This is a genomic window from Nonomuraea harbinensis (assembly GCF_019396385.1).
Classification (GTDB): domain Bacteria; phylum Actinomycetota; class Actinomycetes; order Streptosporangiales; family Streptosporangiaceae; genus Nonomuraea; species Nonomuraea ferruginea.
Genome location: NZ_JAHKRN010000009.1, coordinates 49,306 through 69,434, shown reverse-complemented (window position 1 = coordinate 69,434; position 20,129 = coordinate 49,306). Strand labels below are relative to the sequence as shown.

At 72.1% G+C, this 20,129-nt stretch carries 19 protein-coding genes; 11 read left to right on the top strand and 8 right to left on the bottom strand.

Annotation, left to right across the window (positions count from 1 at the left end):
* The first annotated feature begins 1 nt into the window (after position 1).
* The 5 genes from KME79_RS12085 to KME79_RS12065 are packed head-to-tail and all read left to right on the top strand — an operon-like array spanning position 2 to position 4,817.
* The gene (locus KME79_RS12085) at positions 2-1,012 is read left to right on the top strand and encodes an ABC transporter permease (protein WP_148032504.1); all 1,011 of its coding nucleotides are present in this window, start codon (positions 2-4) and stop codon (positions 1,010-1,012) included.
* Positions 1,009-1,911, top strand: coding sequence for an ABC transporter permease (locus tag KME79_RS12080; protein WP_261808644.1), 903 nt, complete (start codon positions 1,009-1,011; stop codon positions 1,909-1,911). Before KME79_RS12085 ends, KME79_RS12080 begins: the two co-directional genes overlap by 4 nt.
* Positions 1,912-1,913: 2 nt before the next feature.
* Positions 1,914-2,900 carry an ABC transporter ATP-binding protein gene (locus KME79_RS12075; RefSeq protein ID WP_261808645.1) on the top strand — a complete coding sequence of 329 codons (987 nt, stop codon included), beginning with the start codon at positions 1,914-1,916 and terminating at the stop codon, positions 2,898-2,900.
* Positions 2,897-3,907 (top strand): ABC transporter ATP-binding protein, encoded by a 1,011-nt coding sequence (locus KME79_RS12070; RefSeq protein ID WP_219544506.1) that lies wholly within the window; start codon positions 2,897-2,899, stop codon positions 3,905-3,907. Before KME79_RS12075 ends, KME79_RS12070 begins: the two co-directional genes overlap by 4 nt.
* Position 3,908: 1 nt before the next feature.
* The gene (locus tag KME79_RS12065; protein WP_308248882.1) at positions 3,909-4,817 is read left to right on the top strand and encodes a GNAT family N-acetyltransferase; all 909 of its coding nucleotides are present in this window, start codon (positions 3,909-3,911) and stop codon (positions 4,815-4,817) included.
* A 2-nt stretch (positions 4,818-4,819) separates the two neighbouring features.
* On the opposite strand, the gene KME79_RS12060 is transcribed toward KME79_RS12065, so the two are convergent.
* On the bottom strand, positions 4,820-5,932 hold the full coding sequence (locus KME79_RS12060) for an exo-beta-N-acetylmuramidase NamZ family protein (protein ID WP_219544505.1): 1,113 nt from the start codon (positions 5,930-5,932) through the stop codon (positions 4,820-4,822).
* Positions 5,933-5,989: 57 nt separating this feature from the next.
* On the opposite strand from KME79_RS12060, the gene murQ reads away from it, so the two are divergent.
* Together murQ and KME79_RS12050 are read left to right on the top strand one after the other, a co-directional pair.
* Entirely contained in the window at positions 5,990-6,889 is a 900-nt protein-coding gene (gene murQ / locus KME79_RS12055; RefSeq protein ID WP_219544504.1) for an N-acetylmuramic acid 6-phosphate etherase, read from the top strand.
* Between the two features lie 63 nt (positions 6,890-6,952).
* The gene (locus KME79_RS12050; protein ID WP_219544503.1) at positions 6,953-8,137 is read left to right on the top strand and encodes a serine hydrolase domain-containing protein; all 1,185 of its coding nucleotides are present in this window, start codon (positions 6,953-6,955) and stop codon (positions 8,135-8,137) included.
* Between the two features lie 488 nt (positions 8,138-8,625).
* Here KME79_RS12050 and KME79_RS12045 read toward each other — a convergent pair whose 3' ends face one another.
* Complete coding sequence (locus KME79_RS12045; RefSeq protein WP_219544502.1) at positions 8,626-9,519, bottom strand: TIGR03619 family F420-dependent LLM class oxidoreductase; 894 nt, start codon at positions 9,517-9,519, stop codon at positions 8,626-8,628.
* Between the two features lie 17 nt (positions 9,520-9,536).
* Here KME79_RS12045 and KME79_RS12040 point away from each other — a divergent pair, with 17 nt between their 5' ends.
* Complete coding sequence (locus tag KME79_RS12040; RefSeq protein WP_148032514.1) at positions 9,537-10,388, top strand: phosphotransferase family protein; 852 nt, start codon at positions 9,537-9,539, stop codon at positions 10,386-10,388.
* Positions 10,389-10,444: 56 nt separating this feature from the next.
* A complete protein-coding gene (locus KME79_RS12035; protein ID WP_148032515.1) occupies positions 10,445-10,708 on the top strand; it encodes a TFIIB-type zinc ribbon-containing protein in 264 nt (87 codons plus the stop codon).
* A 45-nt stretch (positions 10,709-10,753) separates the two neighbouring features.
* Here the strand turns inward: KME79_RS12035 and KME79_RS12030 are convergent, their stop codons facing one another.
* Positions 10,754-11,731 carry a hypothetical protein gene (locus KME79_RS12030; RefSeq protein ID WP_219544501.1) on the bottom strand — a complete coding sequence of 326 codons (978 nt, stop codon included), beginning with the start codon at positions 11,729-11,731 and terminating at the stop codon, positions 10,754-10,756.
* Positions 11,732-11,769: 38 nt separating this feature from the next.
* Entirely contained in the window at positions 11,770-12,300 is a 531-nt protein-coding gene (locus KME79_RS12025) for a CGNR zinc finger domain-containing protein (protein ID WP_219544500.1), read from the bottom strand.
* Positions 12,301-12,325: 25 nt separating this feature from the next.
* On the opposite strand from KME79_RS12025, the gene KME79_RS12020 reads away from it, so the two are divergent.
* A complete protein-coding gene (locus KME79_RS12020) occupies positions 12,326-12,514 on the top strand; it encodes a hypothetical protein (RefSeq protein ID WP_148032518.1) in 189 nt (62 codons plus the stop codon).
* 33 nt (positions 12,515-12,547) lie between these two features.
* On the top strand, positions 12,548-14,320 hold the full coding sequence (locus tag KME79_RS12015) for an AMP-dependent synthetase/ligase (protein ID WP_148032519.1): 1,773 nt from the start codon (positions 12,548-12,550) through the stop codon (positions 14,318-14,320).
* Positions 14,321-14,330: 10 nt separating this feature from the next.
* On the opposite strand, the gene meaB is transcribed toward KME79_RS12015, so the two are convergent.
* The 4 genes from meaB to KME79_RS11995 all read right to left on the bottom strand — a co-directional run bounded on the left by meaB (position 14,331) and on the right by KME79_RS11995 (position 20,098).
* Positions 14,331-15,290, bottom strand: a complete 960-nt coding sequence (gene meaB / locus KME79_RS12010) for a methylmalonyl Co-A mutase-associated GTPase MeaB (protein ID WP_148032520.1) — start codon at positions 15,288-15,290, stop codon at positions 14,331-14,333.
* A gap of 107 nt (positions 15,291-15,397) precedes the next feature.
* Positions 15,398-17,536 carry a methylmalonyl-CoA mutase gene (gene scpA, locus KME79_RS12005; protein WP_148032521.1) on the bottom strand — a complete coding sequence of 713 codons (2,139 nt, stop codon included), beginning with the start codon at positions 17,534-17,536 and terminating at the stop codon, positions 15,398-15,400.
* Entirely contained in the window at positions 17,533-19,266 is a 1,734-nt protein-coding gene (locus tag KME79_RS12000; RefSeq protein ID WP_219544499.1) for a methylmalonyl-CoA mutase family protein, read from the bottom strand. The genes scpA and KME79_RS12000 overlap by 4 nt, the downstream gene beginning before the upstream one ends.
* Positions 19,267-19,321: 55 nt before the next feature.
* Positions 19,322-20,098: a peptidoglycan recognition protein family protein gene (locus KME79_RS11995; RefSeq protein ID WP_219544498.1), complete on the bottom strand. Its 777-nt coding sequence runs from the start codon at positions 20,096-20,098 to the stop codon at positions 19,322-19,324.
* Between the last annotated feature and the right edge of the window lie 31 nt (positions 20,099-20,129).

Sequence of the window (20,129 nt, the reverse complement as noted above, 5' to 3'; positions counted from 1 at the left end):
CATGACGGTCATCGCACGACGTCTCGCGGGCCACCTGGCCCGCGGGATCGTCATGATTCTCGTCGTCGCCACGATCAGCTTCTTCATCGTCCGCAACATCCCCGGCGACCCGGTTGCGGCGCGCTACCAGAAGCTGCTGGAGCAGGGCATGTCGCCGGAGGCGGCCGAGCGCGCCACGGCCGTGATGTACGGATTCCTGCCCGAGGGCACGCTGTGGCAGCAGTACACGGACTACATGGCGGGCCTGTTCAGGTTCGACCTCGGCGTGTCCGTCACCCACCCCGGCTCCCCCGTGACCTCGGTGCTCGGCGAGGCCGCCAAGTGGACCGTTCTACCGGTGCTGGCCGGCACGCTGCTGAGCTTCCTGGTGGGCGTGATCATGGGCGTGTACGCGGCCATCAAGCGCTCCGGCAAGCTCGGCGACTTCCTGGCCATCTCCGGCTCGCTGCTGCACGGTGTGCCGCAGTACGTGCTGGCGCTGCTGATGGGCGCCATCTTCACGACGCTGATCCCGATCCTGCCGCAGGGCGGCACCGCCGACATCCTGTTCGAGCCCGGGTTCAACGCCGGCTACATCGGCTCGCTGATCGAGCACGCCACGCTGCCTGTCGTGACGTACGCGCTGGCCAGCTACGGAGGCTGGATCCTGGCCATGAAGTCGAGCGTGGTCACCGTGCTGGGCGACGACTTCATCCTGGCGGCCGAGCTGCGCGGGATGCGGCGGTCGATCATCTTCAGGTACGTGGCGCGCAACGCGATCCTGCCGCTGTTCACGATCCTGGCGCTCTCGCTCGGCCTGCTGTTCGGTGGCGCGATCTTCATCGAGAAGATCTTCAACTACCCGGGGCTCGGGTTCCTGCTCATCGACAGCGTCGTCAACCGCGACTACGCGCTGATGGGCGGCGCGTTCCTGCTGATCACGGCGGCGATCATCGTGGCCAACATCCTGGCCGACCTGTTCTACACGGTCATCGACCCGCGGGTCCGCTCCGGTGAGGAGGCGTCGGCGTGAGCAGCGCGATCCTGGAGACCACCAGCACGGCGGCGACCATGCGCCGCAACTTCTGGCGCGGCGTCTGGCGGGTGATGAAGCGCAAGCCCAGCCGCCTGGTCGGCGCCGTCATCGTGCTCGGCTTCACGTTCATGGGCGTGTTCGGGCCGATGTTCTACCCCGAGGTGCTGCCGCGCGACACGAGTCAGCTGTACGCGCCGATGAGCGCCGAGCACTGGTTCGGCACCGACGGGCAGGGCCGCGACGTGCTCGCCCAGGTGATCACCGGTTCCCGGTACGTGCTGCTGAGCGCGCTGGTCACCGCGGTGATCACGGTCGTGCTCGGCACCGCGATCGGGCTGTTCTCCGGCTTCAAGCGGGGCCGCTGGGACACCGTGCTCATGCGGCTCACCGACATGAAGCTGACCATCCCCGGGCTGCCGCTGCTGCTCGTGCTCTCCACCGTGTGGTCGTTCGGCAGCGCGCTGGAGATGGGGCTGCTGCTGGGGCTGCTCGGCTGGGGCGGCGTGGCGCGGGCGGTGCGCTCGCAGACGCTGTCGCTGCGCGAGCGCGGCTTCATCGAGGCGGCGCGCGGGCTCGGCCTGTCCACCACCCACATCGTGGGCAAGGAGCTGCTGCCGAGCATGGCCCCGTACATCGCGATGAACATGCTCATCGCGGTCACCGGCGCCGTGTACGCGCAGGTGGGCCTGTTCTTCCTGGGCGTGCTCCCGTACGAGGCGGACAACTGGGGCGTCATGCTCAACCTGTCCGTGTTCGGCGGCGGGGCCCTGACCACGACCGCCGCGCTGCCGTACATGCTGGCGCCGCTGCTGGCGATCCTGCTGCTCACGCTCGGCATCGTGCTCGTGGTCGACGCCATGGACGAGATCTTCAACCCCCGGCTGCGTGAGGAGTAGGAGTGCCAGGACAAGCGCCGGGAGTGCGCATCGACGGCCTGACGGTCGTCTACAAGACACCCGCGGGCGAGCTGCCCGCCGTACGGGACGTGGCGCTGACGCTGGAGCCCGGTACGATCACCGGCATCGTCGGGGAGTCCGGCTCGGGCAAGTCGACGCTGGCGCTGTCGCTGCTGAACGCGGTGCAGCCGCCCGGCCGCATCGCGGCGGGCAGCGTGGACATCGACGGGCTCGGCGACGTGGTCGGGCTGCGCGGCGAGGAGCTGCGCAAGGCGCGCGGCAAGCACGTCGGGTACGTCTTCCAGGCCGCCCAGAACTCCCTCAACCCGCTCAAGACGGTCGGCAAGCAGGTGCTCGACCTGGGCCGCTCGCACGGCGTGGAGGACCTGCGCGGCCTGGTCCGCGACGCCAGGGAGCTGCTCGGCCGGATGGGCCTGGACGGGGCGCGGGTGCTCGACTCGCACCAGCACGAGCTGTCGGGCGGCATGCGCCAGCGCGTCGGCATCATGCTGGCGCTGGTGCTCAACGCCCACCTGGTGGTGCTGGACGAGCCGACCACCGCGCTCGACATGATCACCCAGGCGAACATCCTGAAGATCGTCCGTGAGGTGCACGCCGAACGCGGCCTCACCACGCTGGTGATCACCCACGACATCGGGGTGGTGGCCGAGGTCGCCGACCGGCTCGCGGTCATGTACGGCGGCAGGCTGGTCGAGCAGGGGCCGACCAGGCAGGTGCTCGGCGACCCCCGCCACCCCTACACCAAGGGCCTGATCAGGGCCATCCCCAGGCTGACCGGCGACATCGCCGAGGCGCGGGCGCTGCCCGGCCGGCCGCCGACGCTGACGACCGTGCCCGAGCGGGGCTGCGTGTTCAGGGACCGGTGCGAGCTGCGGATGGACGTCTGCGACACCGACGACCCGGCGGCCGTCGCGCACGGGGACCGGATCGTGGCCTGCCACGCGGTGAAGGTGAGGGAGCACGCGTGATCACCGGAGAAGGCATCGTCAAGACCTTCAAGCAGCGCGGCAACGTGCTCGGCGCACGCGAGGTGCGGGCGCTGCGCGGGGTGGACTTCGCCATCCCCAAGGGCGGCGCGGCCTCGTTCATCGGCGAGTCCGGGTGCGGCAAGACGACGCTGGGCCGGATCATCGCCGGCCTGGAGACCTACGACGAGGGCGAGCTTACGCTGGACGGCGTGCCCATGTCGTCGCTGAAGCCCAAGCAGCGCCAGCCGCACTTCCGCAAGATCCAGCTGATCCACCAGGACCCGTACTCGGCGCTGAACCCGACCCGCACCATCCACCAGACGCTGAACGCCCCGCTCACCCTGCGCGCCAAGCAGACCGGGCGGTCCAAGGCGTGGATCGAGGAGCGGGCCGCCGAGGTGCTGTCGATGGTCGGGCTGGACCCGGGCAGCGTGCTGGCCCGCTACCCGCACCAGCTCTCGGGCGGCATGCGGCAGCGCGTGGTCATCGCGCGGGCGCTGACCGTGGACCCGGAGATGCTGGTCGCCGACGAGGCCGTGTCGATGATCGACGTCTCGCTCCGGCTGGGCATCCTGGCGCTGCTGAAGGACCTGCGCGAGCGGCTCGGGGTGGCGGTGCTGTTCATCACCCACGACGTGGCCACCTCGCGCTACATCGGCGACGACGGCGAGCTGTACGTGATCTACCGGGGTCAGGTCGTGGAGCGGGGGCCGGTGGACACGGTGATCGCCGACCCGGTGCATCCGTACACGCAGTCGCTGCTGTCGGCGATCCCGGTGCTGCACGGCCTGGAGCGGCCGGGCGAGCAGCCGGTGACGCCGGTGGAGTCGATGGAGGCCGGGCAGGACGAGTCGGGCTGCCTGTTCGCGCCGCGCTGCCCGTTCCGCGGCGAGCGCTGCGCCGACGAGCGCCCCCTGCTGCAGGTGACGGAGGGCATCCCGCAGGAACACGCCTGCTTCTACCCGGAGCGGCGCAGCGTCGTGGCCCGCCCGATGAGCGAGGTGTGAGGTGACCTCCCACCCCACCGGCCCGGAGACAGGCGAGGTCCGGGTGCTGCGCAAGCTGCGCGGCGCCGATCTGGCGCGGGCCGCCGAGGTGGCGCGGGCGGCGCTCGTCCATGACGCGGAGGAGGCCGGGGCACTGGTGGAGAGGCTGGCCGCGCCGCCGGCCAACCGCCGCTGGGCCGCGCTGGTGACCGGCGGCGGCCTCGCCATGGCGTCGATGTCCACCGCCGACCCGGCTGTCGGCCACGTCGACCTCATCGCCGTACACCCCGATCACCAGGGGCTGGGCGGCGGCCGGGCGCTGCTGCGCGCGGCCGAGGAGTGGCTGCGCGGCCAGGGCGCCCGCCGGGTCCGCCTGGCCGGGAACCCGCCCTGCTACGCCTGGCCCGGCATCGACGTGCGCTACACGCCCGCCGCCTGCCTGGCCGAGAGCCTCGGCTACGAGCTCGACCGCACGGCCTGGAACATGACCGCGGGCCTGGACACCGGCCTGGACACCGGCCTGGACGTGCGGGCCGACGTGGAGCGCCTGGCCAAGATCGGCATCGAGGTCCGCGCGGCCGGCGGCGACCGGGGCCGGGTGGCGGAGTTCGCCCGCGAGCACTGGAACGACGCCTGGGCCTGGGAGGCCGTCAACGCCTCCGGCCTGCACTACGCCGAGCGCGACGGCCGCGTGCTGGCCTTCGCCGCCTGGGGCACCCGCCCGTCCTGGTTCGGGCCGATGGGCACCGCGCCCGAGGCCCGCGGCACCGGCCTGGGCCGGGTGCTGCTCCGGCTCTGCCTGGCCGACATGCGCGCGGCCGGGCAGCGGACCGCCCAGATCGGCTGGGTCGGCCCGCTGCGGTTCTACGCGCGCGCCGTCGGCGCCCGCGCCGAGCGCGTCTTCTGGCTGTACGGGCGCGAACTGGCGTGAAGTCAGCCGTAGAGGAGAGGTCCGTCAGGGGGAGCGGGCTCGGCGCACAGGCCGCGCGGATCCTCCCCGGCGTCCAGGCACCTGGTCAGGCTGCCGGACCCCCACAGGTGGTCCATGAACTGCTCCGGCCCCCGCCACTCCAGGTGCCCCGGGTAGAGCGTGCGCGCCACGTGCAGCATGCTCACCCCGGTCAGCACCGGCCGGAACGCCTCCGGGTCGTGCACGTGCAGCTGGACTCCCCGTACCGGCAGGCCGGCGTGCTTGTGGAAGGTGGGCGTGAACCACGTCTCCCTGAACCGCACGCCGGGCAGGCCGAGCGCGGCCAGCGCGGGGGCGAACCGCTCGTCGGCGTAGGGGGCGCCGACGAGCTCGAATGGCCGGGTGGTGCCGCGGCCCTCGGAGAAGTTCGTGCCCTCGAACAGCCCGGTCCCCGGGTAGACGAGCGCGGTGTCGGGGGTGGGCATGTTGACCGACGGCATCACCCAGGGCAGGCCGGTGGCGGCGAACGTCATGTCGCGCCGCCAGCCGTCCATGGTGACCACGCGCAGGTCGGCGTCGAAGCCGAACAGCGTGGCCAGCTCCCCCGCGGTCCTGCCGTGGCGCAGCGGCAGCGGGAAGCGGCCCACGAAGCTGGCGAACGCCGGGTCGAGCGGCGGGCCCTCGGTGACGGTCCCGCCGAGCGGGTTCGGCCGGTCCAGCACGACGAACCGCAGGCCCAGCCGGGCGGCCGAGGCGAGCAGGTCGTACATCGTCCAGACGTAGGTGTAGAAGCGGGCGCCCACGTCCGCGATGTCGAACACCAGCGTGTCCACGCCGGAGCGCTCCACCAGCTCGTCCAGCGCCTCGCCCTCAATCTTGTGCGTGTCGTATACCGGCAGCCCGGTCCTGGCGTCCACCGCGTCGCCCTCGCTGAAGCCGGCCTGCGCGGTGCCGCGGACGCCGTGCTCGGGGCCGAACAGCGCCGTCAGCGGCACTCCGGCCGCCAGCAGCGCGTCAGCGGTGGGGGTCAGATCGGGCAGGACCCCGGTGGGGTTGGTGATGAGGCCGAGGCGCGTCCCGCCGGCCAGCGACGGATCCGCGGCCAGCCGTTCGGCTCCGGTGCGTACGTATGACATGAACCCATTGTCTGAAAGATATTTACAAGAGAGAAGTAGAGGGTGGAAATTAGCGTCATGATTGATCCGCTACCAGAGCCGTCCACCGAGCAGAGCGATCCCCGTTACAGCCAGATCGACCGGCTGCCGACGCTGCAGATCGCCCGACTGATGAACGAGGCCGACGCCGCGGTGCCGGCGGCCGTGGCCCTCGCCATCCCGGCCATCTCCGACGCGATCGACGCGATCGCCGAGCGGATGGGCAAGGGCGGCAGGCTGCTGTACGTCGGCGCGGGCACGTCGGGCCGGCTGGCCGTGCTGGACGCGTCCGAGTGCCCGCCGACCTTCGGCACCGACCCGGAGCTGGTCCAGGGCGTCATCGCGGGCGGTCATGAAGCGCTCACCCGCTCGGTCGAGGGCGCCGAGGACGACGCGGACGCGGGCGCCGCCGCCCTGGCGGAGCTGGAAGTGGGCCCCCTCGACTCGGTGGTGGGCGTCTCGGCCAGCGGGCGCGCCCCTTTCGTGCTGGGGGCGCTGGCGGAGGCGGGCCGCCGGGAGGCGCTCACCGTCAGCCTGTCGTGCAACGAGGGCGCGCCGCTGTCGGCCGCCGCCGAGCACCCGATCGAGGTCGTGGTGGGCCCCGAGGTGGTGACGGGCTCCACCCGGCTCAAGGCGGGTACGGCCCAGAAGCTGGTGCTCAACATGATCTCGACGATCTCGATGGTCCGGCTCGGCCGCACGTACGGCAACCAGATGATCGAGATGTCGGCGATGAACAGCAAGCTGGCCTCGCGCGCGGTGCGCATGGTCAGCGACATCACCGGGGCGGGCCACGAGGCGGCCGGCCGGGCGCTGGCCGAGGCGGGCGGGCAGGCCAAGGTGGCGGTGCTGATGATCAGGCACAAGCTGGACGCGGAGGGCGCCCGCGCGCTGCTGCGTTCCCACGGGGAGCGGCTCAGCGACGCGCTGAGCGGCTGACGGGGATCTGTCGACTCGGGGGGTCCTGGGTTTGGGTTCATTCGACGTACGGGGGGCTAGAGGATGTCCGATCGGCTGGACGCGATCTTGGCGGAGGCCGTGCCGGGGGTGTGCCCGGCGGCTGTCGCGCTGATCGCCGTGGACGGCGCGGTCGTGGCGGCCTCGGCCGCCGGCGAGCTGGTGCGCTACCGGGACGCCGCGTTCACGCTCGCCGAGTACAGGCCGCCCGCGAGCCGCGAGGCCGTCTTCGACCTGGCCTCGATCAGCAAGCTGTTCACCACGGCCGCCGTCCTGTCGCTGGCCGAGGAGGGCGTGCTGGGCCTGGACGAGCCGGTGGCGGCCTGGCTGCCGGGCCGCGACCCGCGGATCACCCTGCGCCGCCTGCTGACGCACACGGCGGGTTTCCAGCCCACCCGCCGCATCGACCTGGAGCTCCCGGACGCCTCTCCGGCCGCGCGCATGGCGGCCATGGTCTCGACGCCGGTGACCTCTCCGGTGGGCGGGCCGTACCTGTACTCGGACGTGGGCCTGGTGATGGCGGGCCGGGTGGCGGAAGTCGCCTCCGGCACCCCCCTCGACCAGCTGGTCCGCGCCCGCGTGACCGGCCCCCTGAACCTGACGGCCACGGGTTACCGCCCGGTCTCCAGCCCTCCCGCCCAGCCCACGACCGACGGCGGGCCCCCGTACGAGATCGGCTCCCCCACTCACGGCGAGCCACCGTACGAGAAAGGCTCCCCCACCCCGCCTGCACCCGCGGGCGGGCTGTCTCAGGGGGCCGCTGACCTTTCACGGGTCGCCGCCACCGAGTGGAAGCCCGAGCGACCGGGGCCGGGCTGCGTGCGGGGTGAGGTGCACGACGAGACCGCGTACGCGCTCGGCGGGGTGGCGGGACACGCCGGCGTCTTCGGCACCGCGGACGACGTGCTGGCCCTCGGCGAGGCGCTCCGGCTGGGCGGCGGGGCGGCACTACGCCCGGACACCGTGGCCGAGATGCTGCGCGACCAGGGCGTGACCGGCGCGCCGTTCCGGCACGGGCTCGGCGTCCGCATCGGCGACCCGGGCATCGTCGGCCCGCTGGACGACGCGTTCGGCCACTCCGGCTTCACCGGCACCTCCCTGATCGTCTCCCCGTCCCACCGCCTGACGGCCGTCCTCCTGACGAACGCCGTACACCCGGTACGCGGCCTCCCAGGCATCCGCGACCTACGCACCGCGATCGCAACCGAAGCCCTGCGCCTGTCCTCCTAGTACTCCAGCCGTAGATCGTGATCTTGTTGCTGGAGTGCGGTGGAGAGGGGGCAGCGGTCAGTCGTCAACGAGATCGAGCTGGGCAGCACAGGCGTCCGCTACTCGAGTCCTTCGAGACGGCGGGCATCTTTGATCTCGCTGATCCTGGCAGTCGTCATCGGGGTCCACTCCCTCCTCTCTCCAGCGGCACGGACGGCTTCTCCAACCTCGCTGAGCTTCACGGAGGACAACACGCCCGCCCGCTCGATCGCTCATGTCGACGCCCGCTGGCGCGACGACCTGCATCGCCTGAAACCCGGATGACTCCTCGTCCGAGAGCAGCACGACCGGGCGTCGCTCATCGAAGTCGGCCCACCAGACTTCACCGCGTTGCATGTGTCCTCCTGGCACGAGACGGCGGGCGAACGCTGCGTGCCCCGTGCGGGACGCTGAACGCCCCAGGGAGCGCGGACGGACCGGTCCGCGCTCCCGGGCATGTTCCGGAACGGCTAGGCGGACGGGGCGAGGGCCTCCAGGAGGGTCTCGCCGTGGCGGAGTGCTTCGTCAGGGTCGGCGGTGACGACGTGCGGGTCGAAGTTGAGGTCGTGGAAGAGGTCGGTCACGCCCTGCTCCGCCAGCCAGGCGACATCGCCCCTGATCTCCTCCACGGTGCCCGTCAGCCGCCGCCGCTCCCCCGGCTCGGGCCGCACCCGGGTGACGCCCCGGCAGACGAACCGCAGCGACCCGGCGTCCCGCCCCGCCTCCGAGGCCGCCGCCTTCACCAGCGCGATGCGGCCGGCGATGCCCGACAGGTCCTCGCGGCTGGAGCTCACCCACCCGTCGGCCAGCCGCCCCGCCCTGCGCAGCGCCACCTCAGCCGTGCCGCCCAGCAGGATCGGCGGCGCCGGGGACGGCTTAGGGTCGGCGTACGACGGCGAGATCCGGTAGAACTCGCCCCGGTGCTCCACCACCTCGTCGCCCCACATCTTGCGCAGCACCTCGACGAACTCCTCGCCCCTGCGCCCGCGCCGCGCGAAGCCGACCCCGGCCGCCTCGAACTCCTCCTCCACCCACCCGAGCCCCAGCCCGGCCGTCAGCCTGCCGCCCGAGAGGGTCTGCAGGGTGGCGAGTTGCTTGGCCAGCGGCACCGGCTGCACGAACGCGTTCACCACCGCCACCCCGAGCCGGATCCGCTCTGTCACGCCGGCCAGGTAGGACAGTGTGATCAGCGGGTCGTGCACGCTGCGATAGGTGGGCCCCATCTCGTGCCCCACCGGGTAGAGCATCCGCTGGAAGGTCCACAGCTCGTGGTATCCGAGCCGCTCCGCCCGGGTGGCGATCGTGCGCATGGCCTGCGGCGTGGCCCACGCCCCTGACTGGGGCACGGCGAATCCGATTCTCATGCCCCTAGTCTGTACGAGTGGGTCTTGAGGGGGAGCTGGCCGGGGTCGCCGGCACGTACGGGGGCAGCGGCGATCCGGTGCGTCACCAGACGCGCTCGGACTCGGTGGTGGTGCGGCGCGGCGAGGTGGTGGTGAAGGCGCACGCCGTCCGCGAGGACGTGCCCGGCCTGCGCGCGCGATTACGCGCCTGCGCGTCCGCCGCGCTGGCCGGGGTGATGCTCGCGCCGCTGGTGCCCGACGTGCTCACGGTGTCGGGGCGAGCGGTGACGGTGTGGCCGGCGGGCCGCCCGATCAGGCGGGAGGAGGCGGATGACGCCCCCTGGGAGGAGGGCGCCAGGCTGCTGGCCCGGCTGCACGCGGTGCCTCTCACGCTGCTGCCGCGGCTGCCCGCGGCCGGCGGCCCGGGCAGGGCGGCCAGGGCGGTGCGGCGGATGGAGGGCGACGGGCCGGTGGAGCGGCTGATCCGGCGCGCGTTCGCGGAGCTGCCCGAGCCGGAGCCGGGGCCGGGGCTGCTCGCGCACGGCGACTGGCACCTGGGCCAGCTCGTGTTCCGCGACCGGTGGCTGCTGATCGACGCCGACGACCTCGGCGTGGGCGACCCGGCGTGGGACCTGGCCAGGCCGGCCGCGTGGTACGCGGCGGGCCTGCTGGAGCCGGAGGTCTGGGACCGCTTCCTGGGCGCCTACCTGGCGGCGGGCGGCCCGGCGCTGGGCGGCGACGACCCGTGGCGACGCCTCGACCTGCCCGCCAGGGCGGTGACGGCGCAACTCGCGGCCGTGGCCGTGTGCCATGCCCACCGGGAAGGCAGGGAACTGGACGAGGTCGAGCATTCGTTGGTCGAATCGTGCAGCAGAATCGTCAGAGCGTGACGGCGACGCGCGCGATAGGTTTCACCCAGGACATCGAGGCCAAGGAGTGCGTGTAGATGCAGTGCCCGAAGTGCCGCGGCAACATGCGGACGTATGAGCGCAACGGTATCCACATCGAGCAGTGCGACAACTGCCGTGGGATCTTCCTGGACTACGGCGAGCTCGAGACGCTGACGCAGATGGAGGCGGCCTACCACGCCGCTCCTCCGCCGCCCGCGCCGGGCGGCCCGGCCTGGGGCGCGCCCCGGCCCGGCGGCCACTACGGCCACAGCAAGCATCACCGCCAGCGCAGCTGGGTGGGCATGCTCTTCTCCAGCTGATCCGTCGAAACGGGGCCGCGCGACCGCGAGGCCCCGTTCGCGCGATCAGGCCGGGAAGTCGTCCGGGTCGACCTTCGCGGTGCGGGCGTTGCCGCCGGAGATCGCGTGCAGGGTGATCCGCCAGTCGTGCCAGCGGATCTGCGTGGCGGTGTAGGTGGTCTTGAACCGCACCGACTTCTGGAAGCGCTCGAAGCTGCACTCCCGGGTGAACGAACGGCTCTTGCCGTCCCAGTCGACGCCGTGGGTGAAGTAGATGCGGTAGTTGCCGTCACCCACGTTGTTGATCTTGAACTTGGCCTTCTTGCGCACGTACACGCTGTAGACCTTGGACTTGCCGCGCACCAGGCTGATCACCGCGTCGCGGGTGCCGCCGTTGTGGATCTGCAGTGAGCTGCGGCCGCCGGAGCCGCCCTTGCGCAGGAAGTGGCCGTTGCCGAGCCGCCTGTTCTTCTTGCCCGCGGCCTTCACCGACACGATGTCGGCCTCGTAGTCGCCGGCGTCCTCCAGCGCCTTGCCGGCCCGGCCGAGCGCGGTCAGCGGGTCGTCCAGGTCGGTGAAGACGGCGGACGGGGTGCACAGGTCCCTGCTGCCCACCTTGGTCGCCGACGTGCCGAGCTGGAGCGCGACCTCGCGCAGGCTCTCGACGTACGCCGTGTGCTGGGCCTGGACCTCGGGCGGCGGGCTGAGCCGGGCCAGTTCGTCGGCGGCGCTCTGGAGGGTCTCCTGGGCCTTGACGACGCGCTGGTCGAGCGACTTCAGCGAGCGGGCGCCGGCCAGGGACTTGATGGCCTTGCTCATGTCGTCGCGCCGGCCGTCGAGCTCGCCTTTGTAGGCGTCGGCGGTCAGCGCGGTGGGCACGGGGGTGGACGGGGTCGACGGGTCTCCCGCGACCGCCGCGCCGTCGCCGCCCGCCACGCCGCTCGCGCTGGTCTCGCCACCGGTGACGGTGGGCGCGGCGCTGCACGCTCCGATTGTGAGAGCCGCCAGGGCGAGCGTGCAGGTGAAGATCCGAGGGGCAGTCACCTGCCACACTATCGCCCGCTTCATCCCCCGACGTCAATTCACGTTCCCGTGAGTCCCTTCTGCCGGGTACGGTGCGCCGCCACGTTGACCCGGTTGGCGCAGGAGAGCGAGCAGAAGCGCCTGCGCCCGTTGCGCGAGGTGTCCACGTACACGGTGCGGCACCCCTCACGGTCGCAGCGGCCGAGCCTGCGCCCGTCGGAGAAGCAGATGGCCATCGCCAGGCCGCCGGCGGTGGTGTCCTTGGCCCTGGCCACGATGTCGCCTTCGGTCGAGGAGAAGTGCAGGTGGGGCGTCAGTCCGTCGTGGGTGCTCACGAACGGCCTGGCCGCGGTGATCTCCAGCAGCTCGTTGACCAGGGTGATCTGCTTGGCGACCTCGGGCTCGCCGAAGACCGGGTCGAGGCGGAGAGCCCAGGCCTCCATCTCCCCCGCCTGGGCGGGCGTCATCGCGGTGCGCAGCATCTCGTGCTCGGTCAGCAGCCCGGCGAGCGGCCCCGGGCGGAAGTCGGTGGCGTTGACCAGGGCCGCCGAGAGCGCGGCCCCATTGCCGCCGTAAGTGTTGAAATGCACAAGACCATTACATCACCTTGGGGGCATGGACTCCAGACACCTCCATGACCCGCTCGCCCTGACCCTCGTCTCCACCCACGCCACCTCCGACGGCGTGGTGTCGTATCTGCGGTGCGCCTGCGGCGCCTGGGAGGTACGCACGTCCTGCCTCGTGGGCAGGACCTCGGGGGGCCGGGGGCGCAGCCCGTCGACTGGAGGCGCGCACTCGTCCTAGAGTCTGCTGCAACACCCCCACAGGAGGTCAGGCATGTCCAGCATCCCCTCTCTTCTCCGCGACCGGATCGCGGCCACCCCCGAAGCCGAGGCGTACCGGACGCCGTCGGGCGACGGATGGACGTCGTTGTCCTGGCGCGCCACCGGGGAGCGGGTCCGGGAGCTGGCGCTCGGCCTGGCCGCCCTCGGCGCGGGCCCCGACCGCCGGGTCTCCATCCTGTGCTCCACCCGCCTGGAGTGGATCCTGTGCGACCTGGCGGTGCTGTCGACCGGCGCGGCGACGACCACGATCTACCCGTCCAACACCGCGGCCGAGTGCGCCTTCGTCGTCAACGACTCCGGCACCTCGATCGTCATCGCGGAGAACGACGACCAGGTGGCCAAGCTGCGCTCGGTGCAGAAGGAGCTGCCGGACGTCACGCAGGTGATCGTGATCGACGGCACCGCGAGCGACGACGGCTGGGTGATCAAGCTCGACGACGTGCCGGGCAAGGCCGCGGCCGAGGCCGACTACGACGCCATGGTCGACGCCATCGGCGAGGCCGACCTGGCCACGCTCATCTACACCTCCGGCACCACGGGCCGCCCCAAGGGCGTGGAGCTCACCCACGACAACTGGCTGTACGCCGCGAGCGCGGTCCGCGAGCTCAACCTGATCACCTCCGACGACCTCCACTTCCTGTGGCTGCCGCTGTCCCACTCGTTCGGCAAGCTGCTGGAGGTCGTGATGATCGACATCGGCACGCCGACCGCGATCGACGGGCGGCTCGACCGCATCGCCGACAACCTGGGCGCGCTGCAGCCGTCGTTCATGGCCGCCGCCCCGCGCATCTTCGAGAAGATCCACAACACCGTGGCGGCCACCCAGCAGCGCGAGGGCGGCGCCAAGCTGAAGATCTTCAACTGGGCGCGCAAGACCGGCGTCCGGGTGGTCCGGGCGCGCCAGCACGGCGCCCCGATCCCGCTGACGACCAAGATCGAGTACGCGATCGCCGACCGGCTGGTGTTCAGCAAGCTGCGCGCCCGCTTCGGCGGCCGGATCCGCTACTTCATCTCCGGCGCGGCGCCGCTCTCGCAGGACATCGCCGAGTTCTTCGACGCGGCCGGGCTGACGATCCTCGAAGGCTACGGGCTGACCGAGTCCTCGGCGGGCAGCTTCCTCAACCGCCCGGCGAACGTGAAGTTCGGCTCGGTGGGCCAGCCCCTGCCCGGCACGGAGGTGCGCATCGCCGACGACGGGGAGATCCTCATCGGCGGTCGCGGCATCATGCGCGGCTACCACGGCCTGCCGGAGGAGACCGCCGAGGCGCTCGAGGACGGCTGGCTCCACACCGGCGACATCGGCGAGCTCGACGACCAGGGCCGGCTGACCATCACCGACCGCAAGAAGGAGCTGATCAAGACCTCCGGCGGCAAGTACGTCGCCCCGACCCACCTGGAAGGCCGCATCAAGGCCGCGTGCCCGTACCTTTCGCACGTGTTCGTGCACGGCGACCGCCGCAACTTCTGCACCGCGCTGATGACCCTCGACATGGACGTGACCAGGCCGTGGGCCGAGGCCCAGGGCCTGCCGACCGACCCGGAGGAGCTGCGCGCGCACCCCCGGATGCGCGAGGAGGTGCAGAAGGCGGTCGACCAGGTGAACGCCGACCAGGCCAGCTACGCGACGATCAAGAAGTTCTCGATCCTCTCTCAGGACTTCGCGGTCGAGACCGGCGAGCTGACGCCCAGCCTGAAGGTCAAGCGCAAGGCGGTCGAGGAGCGCTACGGCGAGACCCTCGACTCCTTCTACGACGGCCAGGCGTAGGCGGCGGTCCTCAGGAGCGCTTGAAGGCGGCCAGCAGGCGGTCGGCGGCGAGCGACGGGGTCAGGGTGCCGGCGAGCACCTCGCGCTCGATCCCGTCGCGGATCTCCGACACCCGCGGGTCGTCGCGCAGCTCTGCCAGCAGCCGGTCGTGCACCATCGTCCAGGTCCACCGCACCTGCTGGCGGCGGCGCTTGTCCGCCAGGTCCAGGCCCTCCTGATGGGCCAGGACCTGGCGCCACAGCTCCTCCAGCCCGTCGCCGGTCAGGCCGCTGCAGGTGAGCACGGGCGGCGGCGCGCTGTCGGAGCGCAGCATGCGCAGCGCCCCGGCCAGCTCGCGCGCGGCCTTGCGCGCCGCGAGCGCGTGCTCGCCGTCGGCCTTGTTCACCGCGATCACGTCCGCCAGCTCCAGCACGCCCTTCTTGATGCCCTGCAGCTGGTCTCCGGTACGGGCGAGCGTGAGCAGCAGGAACGTGTCGACCATGTCCGCGACCGCGGTCTCCGACTGGCCGACGCCGACGGTCTCGACCAGCACCACGTCGAACCCGGCCGCCTCCACCACGACGATCGCCTCCCTGGTGGCCTTGGCCACGCCGCCGAGGGTGCCGGACGTGGGCGAGGGCCTGATGAACGCGGCCGGGTCGACGGCCAGCCTCGACATCCGGGTCTTGTCGCCGAGGATGCTGCCGCCGGTCCTGGTGGAGGACGGGTCGACGGCCAGCACCGCGACCTGGTGGCCCTCGCCGGTGAGCATGGTGCCGAACCCGTCGATGAACGTCGACTTGCCCACCCCGGGCACTCCCGAGATGCCCACCCGCCGCGCCTTCCCGGTGAGCGGGGTCAGCTCGACGAGCAGCTCCTGGGCCATCGCCCGGTGGTCGGGCCTGGTGGACTCCACGAGCGTGATGGCACGGGCGACCCAGGCCCGCGCCCCCGCCTTGACGCCCCGAACGTAGTCCTCCAGCGAGCGCACGCCACGCCCCTTCCTCGCAGATCCGGCTACAGCCTGACATCTTCGCCCACGCCGCAATGACACCGCCCCGGCACCTCGGATGCCGGGGCGGTGTCACGCGGAAAGCGCTACGCCCGCCCGCGCAGATCCTCCAGCAGCTCCAGGGCGGCGGTCGCGATCACGGTGCCCGGCGGGAAGATCGCGGCGGCCCCGGCGGCGCGCAGCTCGTCGAAGTCGCCCGGCGGGATGACCCCGCCCGCCACGATCATGACGTCCTCGGCGCCGAGGTCGGCGAGCGCCTTCTTCAGCGCGGGCACCAGGGTGAGGTGCCCGGCGGCGAGCGTGGAGACGCCGACGACGTGCACGTCGGCCTCGACCGCCTGCCTGGCCACCTCCTCCGGCGTCTGGAACAGCGGGCCGACGTCGACGTCGAAGCCCAGGTCGGCGAAGGCGGTGGCGATCACCTTCTGGCCGCGGTCGTGGCCGTCCTGGCCCATCTTGGCGACCAGGATGCGCGGCCTGCGGCCCTCGGCGCGCTCGAACTCGGCGCACGCCTCGCGGGCGCGCTCGATGTCGGCGGCCGGGCCCGCCTCGTCGCGGTACACACCTGAGATCGTACGGACCTGCTCGGCGTGCCGGCCGAACACCTTCTCCAGCGCGGAGGAGATCTCGCCCACGGTGGCCTTCGCGCGGGCGGCGTCCACCGACAGCTTGAGCAGGTTGGCGTCGGGGCCGGGGTTGGCGGCGGCGTGGGTGAGCGCGTCGAGCGCCCGGCCGACCGCGGCCTCGTCCCGCTCGGCCCGCAGCGCGCGCAGCTTCTCCAGCTGCTGGGCGCGGACCGCGCTGTTGTCGACCTTGAGCACCTCGATGGGCTCGTCGGCGTCCGGCCGGTACTTGTTGACGCCGATGACGGGCTGGCGGCCGGAGTCGATGCGGGCCTGGGTGCGGGCCGCGGCCTCCTCGATGCGGAGCTTGGGCAGCCCCGCCTCGATGGCCTTGGCCATGCCGCCCGCCGCCTCCACCTCCTGGATGTGCTCCCAGGCGCGCTCGGCCAGGTCGTGGGTGAGCCGCTCGACGTAGTAGGAGCCGCCCCACGGGTCGATCACCTGCGTGGTGCCCGACTCCTGCTGGAGCAGGATCTGGGTGTTGCGGGCGATCCTGGCGGAGAAGTCGGTGGGCAGCGCGAGCGCCTCGTCCAGCGCGTTGGTGTGCAGCGACTGGGTGTGGCCCTGGGTGGCGGCCATGGCCTCGACGCAGGTGCGCGCGACGTTGTTGAACACGTCCTGCGCGGTCAGCGACCAGCCCGACGTCTGCGAGTGCGTGCGCAGGCTCAGCGACTTGGGGTTCTTCGCGCCGAACCCGTCGACCAGCTTGGCCCAGAGCAGCCGGGCGGCCCGCAGCTTGGCGACCTCCATGAAGAAGTTCATGCCGATGCACCAGAAGAACGACAGCCGCGGCGCGAACCGGTCGACGTCCATCCCGGCGGCGATCCCGGCCCGCAGGTACTCGACCCCGTCGGCCAGGGTGTAGGCGAGCTCCAGGTCGCAGGTGGCCCCGGCTTCCTGGATGTGGTAGCCGGAAATGCTGATGGAGTTGAATTTCGGCATCTTTTCGCTGGTGTACGCGAAAATATCCGAAATTATCCGCATCGACGGCGCAGGCGGATAGATGTACGTGTTCCGTACCATGAACTCCTTGAGGATGTCGTTCTGGATGGTGCCGGCCAGCTGCTCCGGCGTCACCCCCTGCTCCTCGGCCGCCACGATGTAGAGCGCCAGGATGGGCAGCACGGCCCCGTTCATGGTCATGGACACCGACATGCGGTCCAGCGGGATGCCGTCGAAGAGCTGGCGCATGTCGTAGATCGAGTCGATCGCCACCCCCGCCATGCCGACGTCGCCGGCCACGCGCGGGTGGTCGGAGTCGTAGCCCCGGTGGGTGGCCAGGTCGAAGGCCACCGACAGGCCCTTCTGCCCGGCGGCCAGGTTGCGGCGGTAGAAGGCGTTGGAGTCGGCGGCCGTGGAGAAGCCCGCGTACTGGCGGATGGTCCACGGCTGGTTGACGTACATCGTCGGGTACGGCCCGCGCAGGTAGGGCGCGGCCCCCGGGTAGGTGCCCAGGAAGTCGAGCCCGTCGAGGTCGCGGCCGGTGTAGAGCGGCTTGACCGCGATCCCTTCCGGCGTCTCCCAGGCGGGGGCGTCAGGGCCCGGGCCGTCGCCCCCGGACGAGCGGGCCGTGAGCGGGACGGTCGAGAAGTCGGGGATCATCGGGTCACCTCCAGGTCGCGGAAGGTCGTGCGCAGGACGCCGAGCGCGTCGCAGCCGGCGTGGACGTAGCCGTCGACGCCGTCATAGTCACCCTTCCCCGCCAGCCAGACCGTGCGCGCGCCGGCCCGTCTCAACGCGGCGGCGACCGCCTCGGCGTGCTGGCCGTAGAGCTTGTCGCTGGAGCACAGGCAGGCTACGGTGGCCCCGCTGACGGCGAAGGCGGTGGCGATCTGCTCGGGATCGGCGCCGGGGCCCGCGGTCTCGGTGTCGAGCCCGCCGGCCCGGAAGAGGTTGGCGGCGAACGCGGCCCGCGGCGTGTGCACGGCGACCGGCCCGATCGTGGCCAGGAACACCTTGGGCCGCTCGGCCTGCGCGTCGGCCAGGTCACGCAGCTCCTCGAACTCCTGCGCGTACCGGATCTTCGGCAGCCCGGCGGCGAGGGCGGCGGGCGAGTGGGACGCCAGGAACGGTCCAGAGGAGGAGGCTCCGTTGAGAGGCTTCTCCTCCAGATCGGGGAACTCGCTCACGCCGGTGAGCGGGAGGCGGCGGTGCGCGAGGTCGGCGGCGCGGCGCTCCCGGGTGGCGGCGACGCGGCCGGCGACCAGCTCGGCGGCGGCCTCGATGCCGCCGGCCGCCTCGATCTCCTGGAACCAGGCCCAGGCCTGCCCGGCGAGCTCCTCGGTGCGGCGCTCGACGTACCAGGAACCGCCCGACGGGTCGACCACGCGCCCGACGCCGGCCTCCTCCAGCAGCAGCGACTGCGTGTTGCGGGCGATCCGGCGGGAGAACGCGTCCGGCGGCCGGACCACCGCGTCGAACGGCTGCACGGTCACCGCGTCGGCGCCGCCCACCCCGGCCGCGAAGCAGGCGACGGTCGCGCGCAGCATGTTCACCCAGGGGTCGCGGCCGGTCATCATGGCCGAGCTGGTCACCGCGTGCTGGCGCTGCGGCCCGGAAGCCCCGGTCACCTCGGTGACCCGGTCCCACAGCCGCCTGGCCGCCCGCAGCTTGGCGATGGTGGCGAACTGATCGTCGGTGGCGGCGTACCGGAACTCGAGCTGGTCGCACGCCTGCTGGACGGTGAGCCCGGCGGCGGTGAGCGCGCGCAGGCCGGCCACGGCGAGCGCGAGCGAGCAGCCGAGCTCCTCGGCGTCGCCGCCGCCCGCGTCGTGGTAGGGGGTGGCGTCGACCGTGACGGCCCGCAGCCCGGGATGCCCGGCGGCGCACCGGGCCGCCAGCTCCGCGGCCTCGGGGCTCAGCGGCGAGGCGCCCAGATTGCCCTGGACCGGGGTGTCACCGGCCAGCGTGAGCAGGGCCTCGGCGGCCTCGGCCGTCCGCTCGCCCGCTTCCAGGACGACCGGCGCGAGGTCGAGGAAGACGCCCTTCAGCAGCCGGGGCAGCTCGGCCACCGGGATCGCGCCGTCGCCGACGACGAGCCAGAGCGAGGTCACCCCGTTCTCCAGGTCGGCCATCACCGCCTCGGGGTCGGGCAGCGCGTGCCGCTGCCTGACGTCCCAGCCGCCGGCGGGTCGCGAGCCGCGCTCGAACGGCGCGGACGCGGGCAGGTCGGCGGCGTCGTACAGCGGTGCGACAGCCAGCCCGTCATAGGTGGAGTGGGACAGCGCCTCTTCGGGCGTCTCCGCGTCGACGCCGGACTTGCGCAGCACCGCTATGGCCAACGCCCGCCAGTCGTCGCGCGAGGTGGAAGGAAACCCCGCAGCCAGATCCATGGTCGGATAGTACGCATAGGCTGATTTACGAGGTAACCGGGGGTCAGCCCCAGTCCTACCCCTGAGGCGCCTCCCACGTGCGCCGCCATGTGACGGGGCCCACTACGCCGTCGTCGTCGATCTTCTGCTGGCGCTGGAAGCGGCGGCACACGTCGCGCGACTGGGGCCCGTACGCGCCGTCCACGTCGATCTCCCACTCGCGCTCGGCCATCTTGGCCTGCCACGTGCGCACGTCGTCGCCGCGCGTCACCGGCGGGTACTTGAGCAGCCGGCCGGGGAACGGCGGCGCGCCCGGCGGCTCAGGGGTGCCGTTGCCCCCGCCGTCCGGCCGGGGCGCGCCCCGGCGGACCCACGCGTACAGCGGCCCGCCCGGGCAGTCGGTGGCGTACCCGTCACGATGCCCCTTGATCTCATCGCCCGCCCGCCCGTTCTGCCGGGTATGGTCAATGGCGTCCAGAATCGCGTGCAACATCCCGTCAGGCGGTTCCAACAGCCCCGCGTTGCCCACCAGGCCGAGCACCGCGTAGTGGCCCCGGTTGAGCCCCGAGCCGTTGGCGGCGGGCAACCGGTTCAGCCCCCGTCCTTCGAAGACCTTTTTGTGCGGACATGCCACGAACGAGTAGCCGATGTCGATCCACCCGTTGCCGTCCATGTGCGAGTTCTGGATCGAGCGGACCAGCGCCGTGCAACGGTCGTGCTCGTCGACGATGCGGGGGTCGACCCGCCCGCCGGTGTAGTGGACCTTCACGCCCTTGGTCGAGTCGAGCCGGGTATGACTCCCGCGCGGCGATCGGGCACCCCACGCTTTCCTGCTGATCAAGTCAATAGCCATGACTTACTCCCGGAAGACGTCACCTTGAACA

Bases quoted from the DNA above. Each gene is read 5' to 3' on its own strand.
- KME79_RS12085 (WP_148032504.1), top strand. From the start codon at position 2: ATGACGGTCATCGCACGACGTCTCGCGGGCCACCTGGCCCGCGGGATC.
- KME79_RS12060 (WP_219544505.1), bottom strand. From the start codon at position 5,932: ATGTCATACGTACGCACCGGAGCCGAACGGCTGGCCGCGGATCCGTCG.
- murQ (WP_219544504.1), top strand. From the start codon at position 5,990: ATGATTGATCCGCTACCAGAGCCGTCCACCGAGCAGAGCGATCCCCGT.
- KME79_RS12050 (WP_219544503.1), top strand. From the start codon at position 6,953: ATGTCCGATCGGCTGGACGCGATCTTGGCGGAGGCCGTGCCGGGGGTG.
- KME79_RS12045 (WP_219544502.1), bottom strand. From the start codon at position 9,519: ATGAGAATCGGATTCGCCGTGCCCCAGTCAGGGGCGTGGGCCACGCCG.
- KME79_RS12035 (WP_148032515.1), top strand. From the start codon at position 10,445: ATGCAGTGCCCGAAGTGCCGCGGCAACATGCGGACGTATGAGCGCAAC.
- KME79_RS12020 (WP_148032518.1), top strand. From the start codon at position 12,326: ATGGACTCCAGACACCTCCATGACCCGCTCGCCCTGACCCTCGTCTCC.
- KME79_RS12015 (WP_148032519.1), top strand. From the start codon at position 12,548: ATGTCCAGCATCCCCTCTCTTCTCCGCGACCGGATCGCGGCCACCCCC.
- scpA (WP_148032521.1), bottom strand. From the start codon at position 17,536: ATGATCCCCGACTTCTCGACCGTCCCGCTCACGGCCCGCTCGTCCGGG.
- KME79_RS12000 (WP_219544499.1), bottom strand. From the start codon at position 19,266: ATGGATCTGGCTGCGGGGTTTCCTTCCACCTCGCGCGACGACTGGCGG.
- KME79_RS11995 (WP_219544498.1), bottom strand. From the start codon at position 20,098: ATGGCTATTGACTTGATCAGCAGGAAAGCGTGGGGTGCCCGATCGCCG.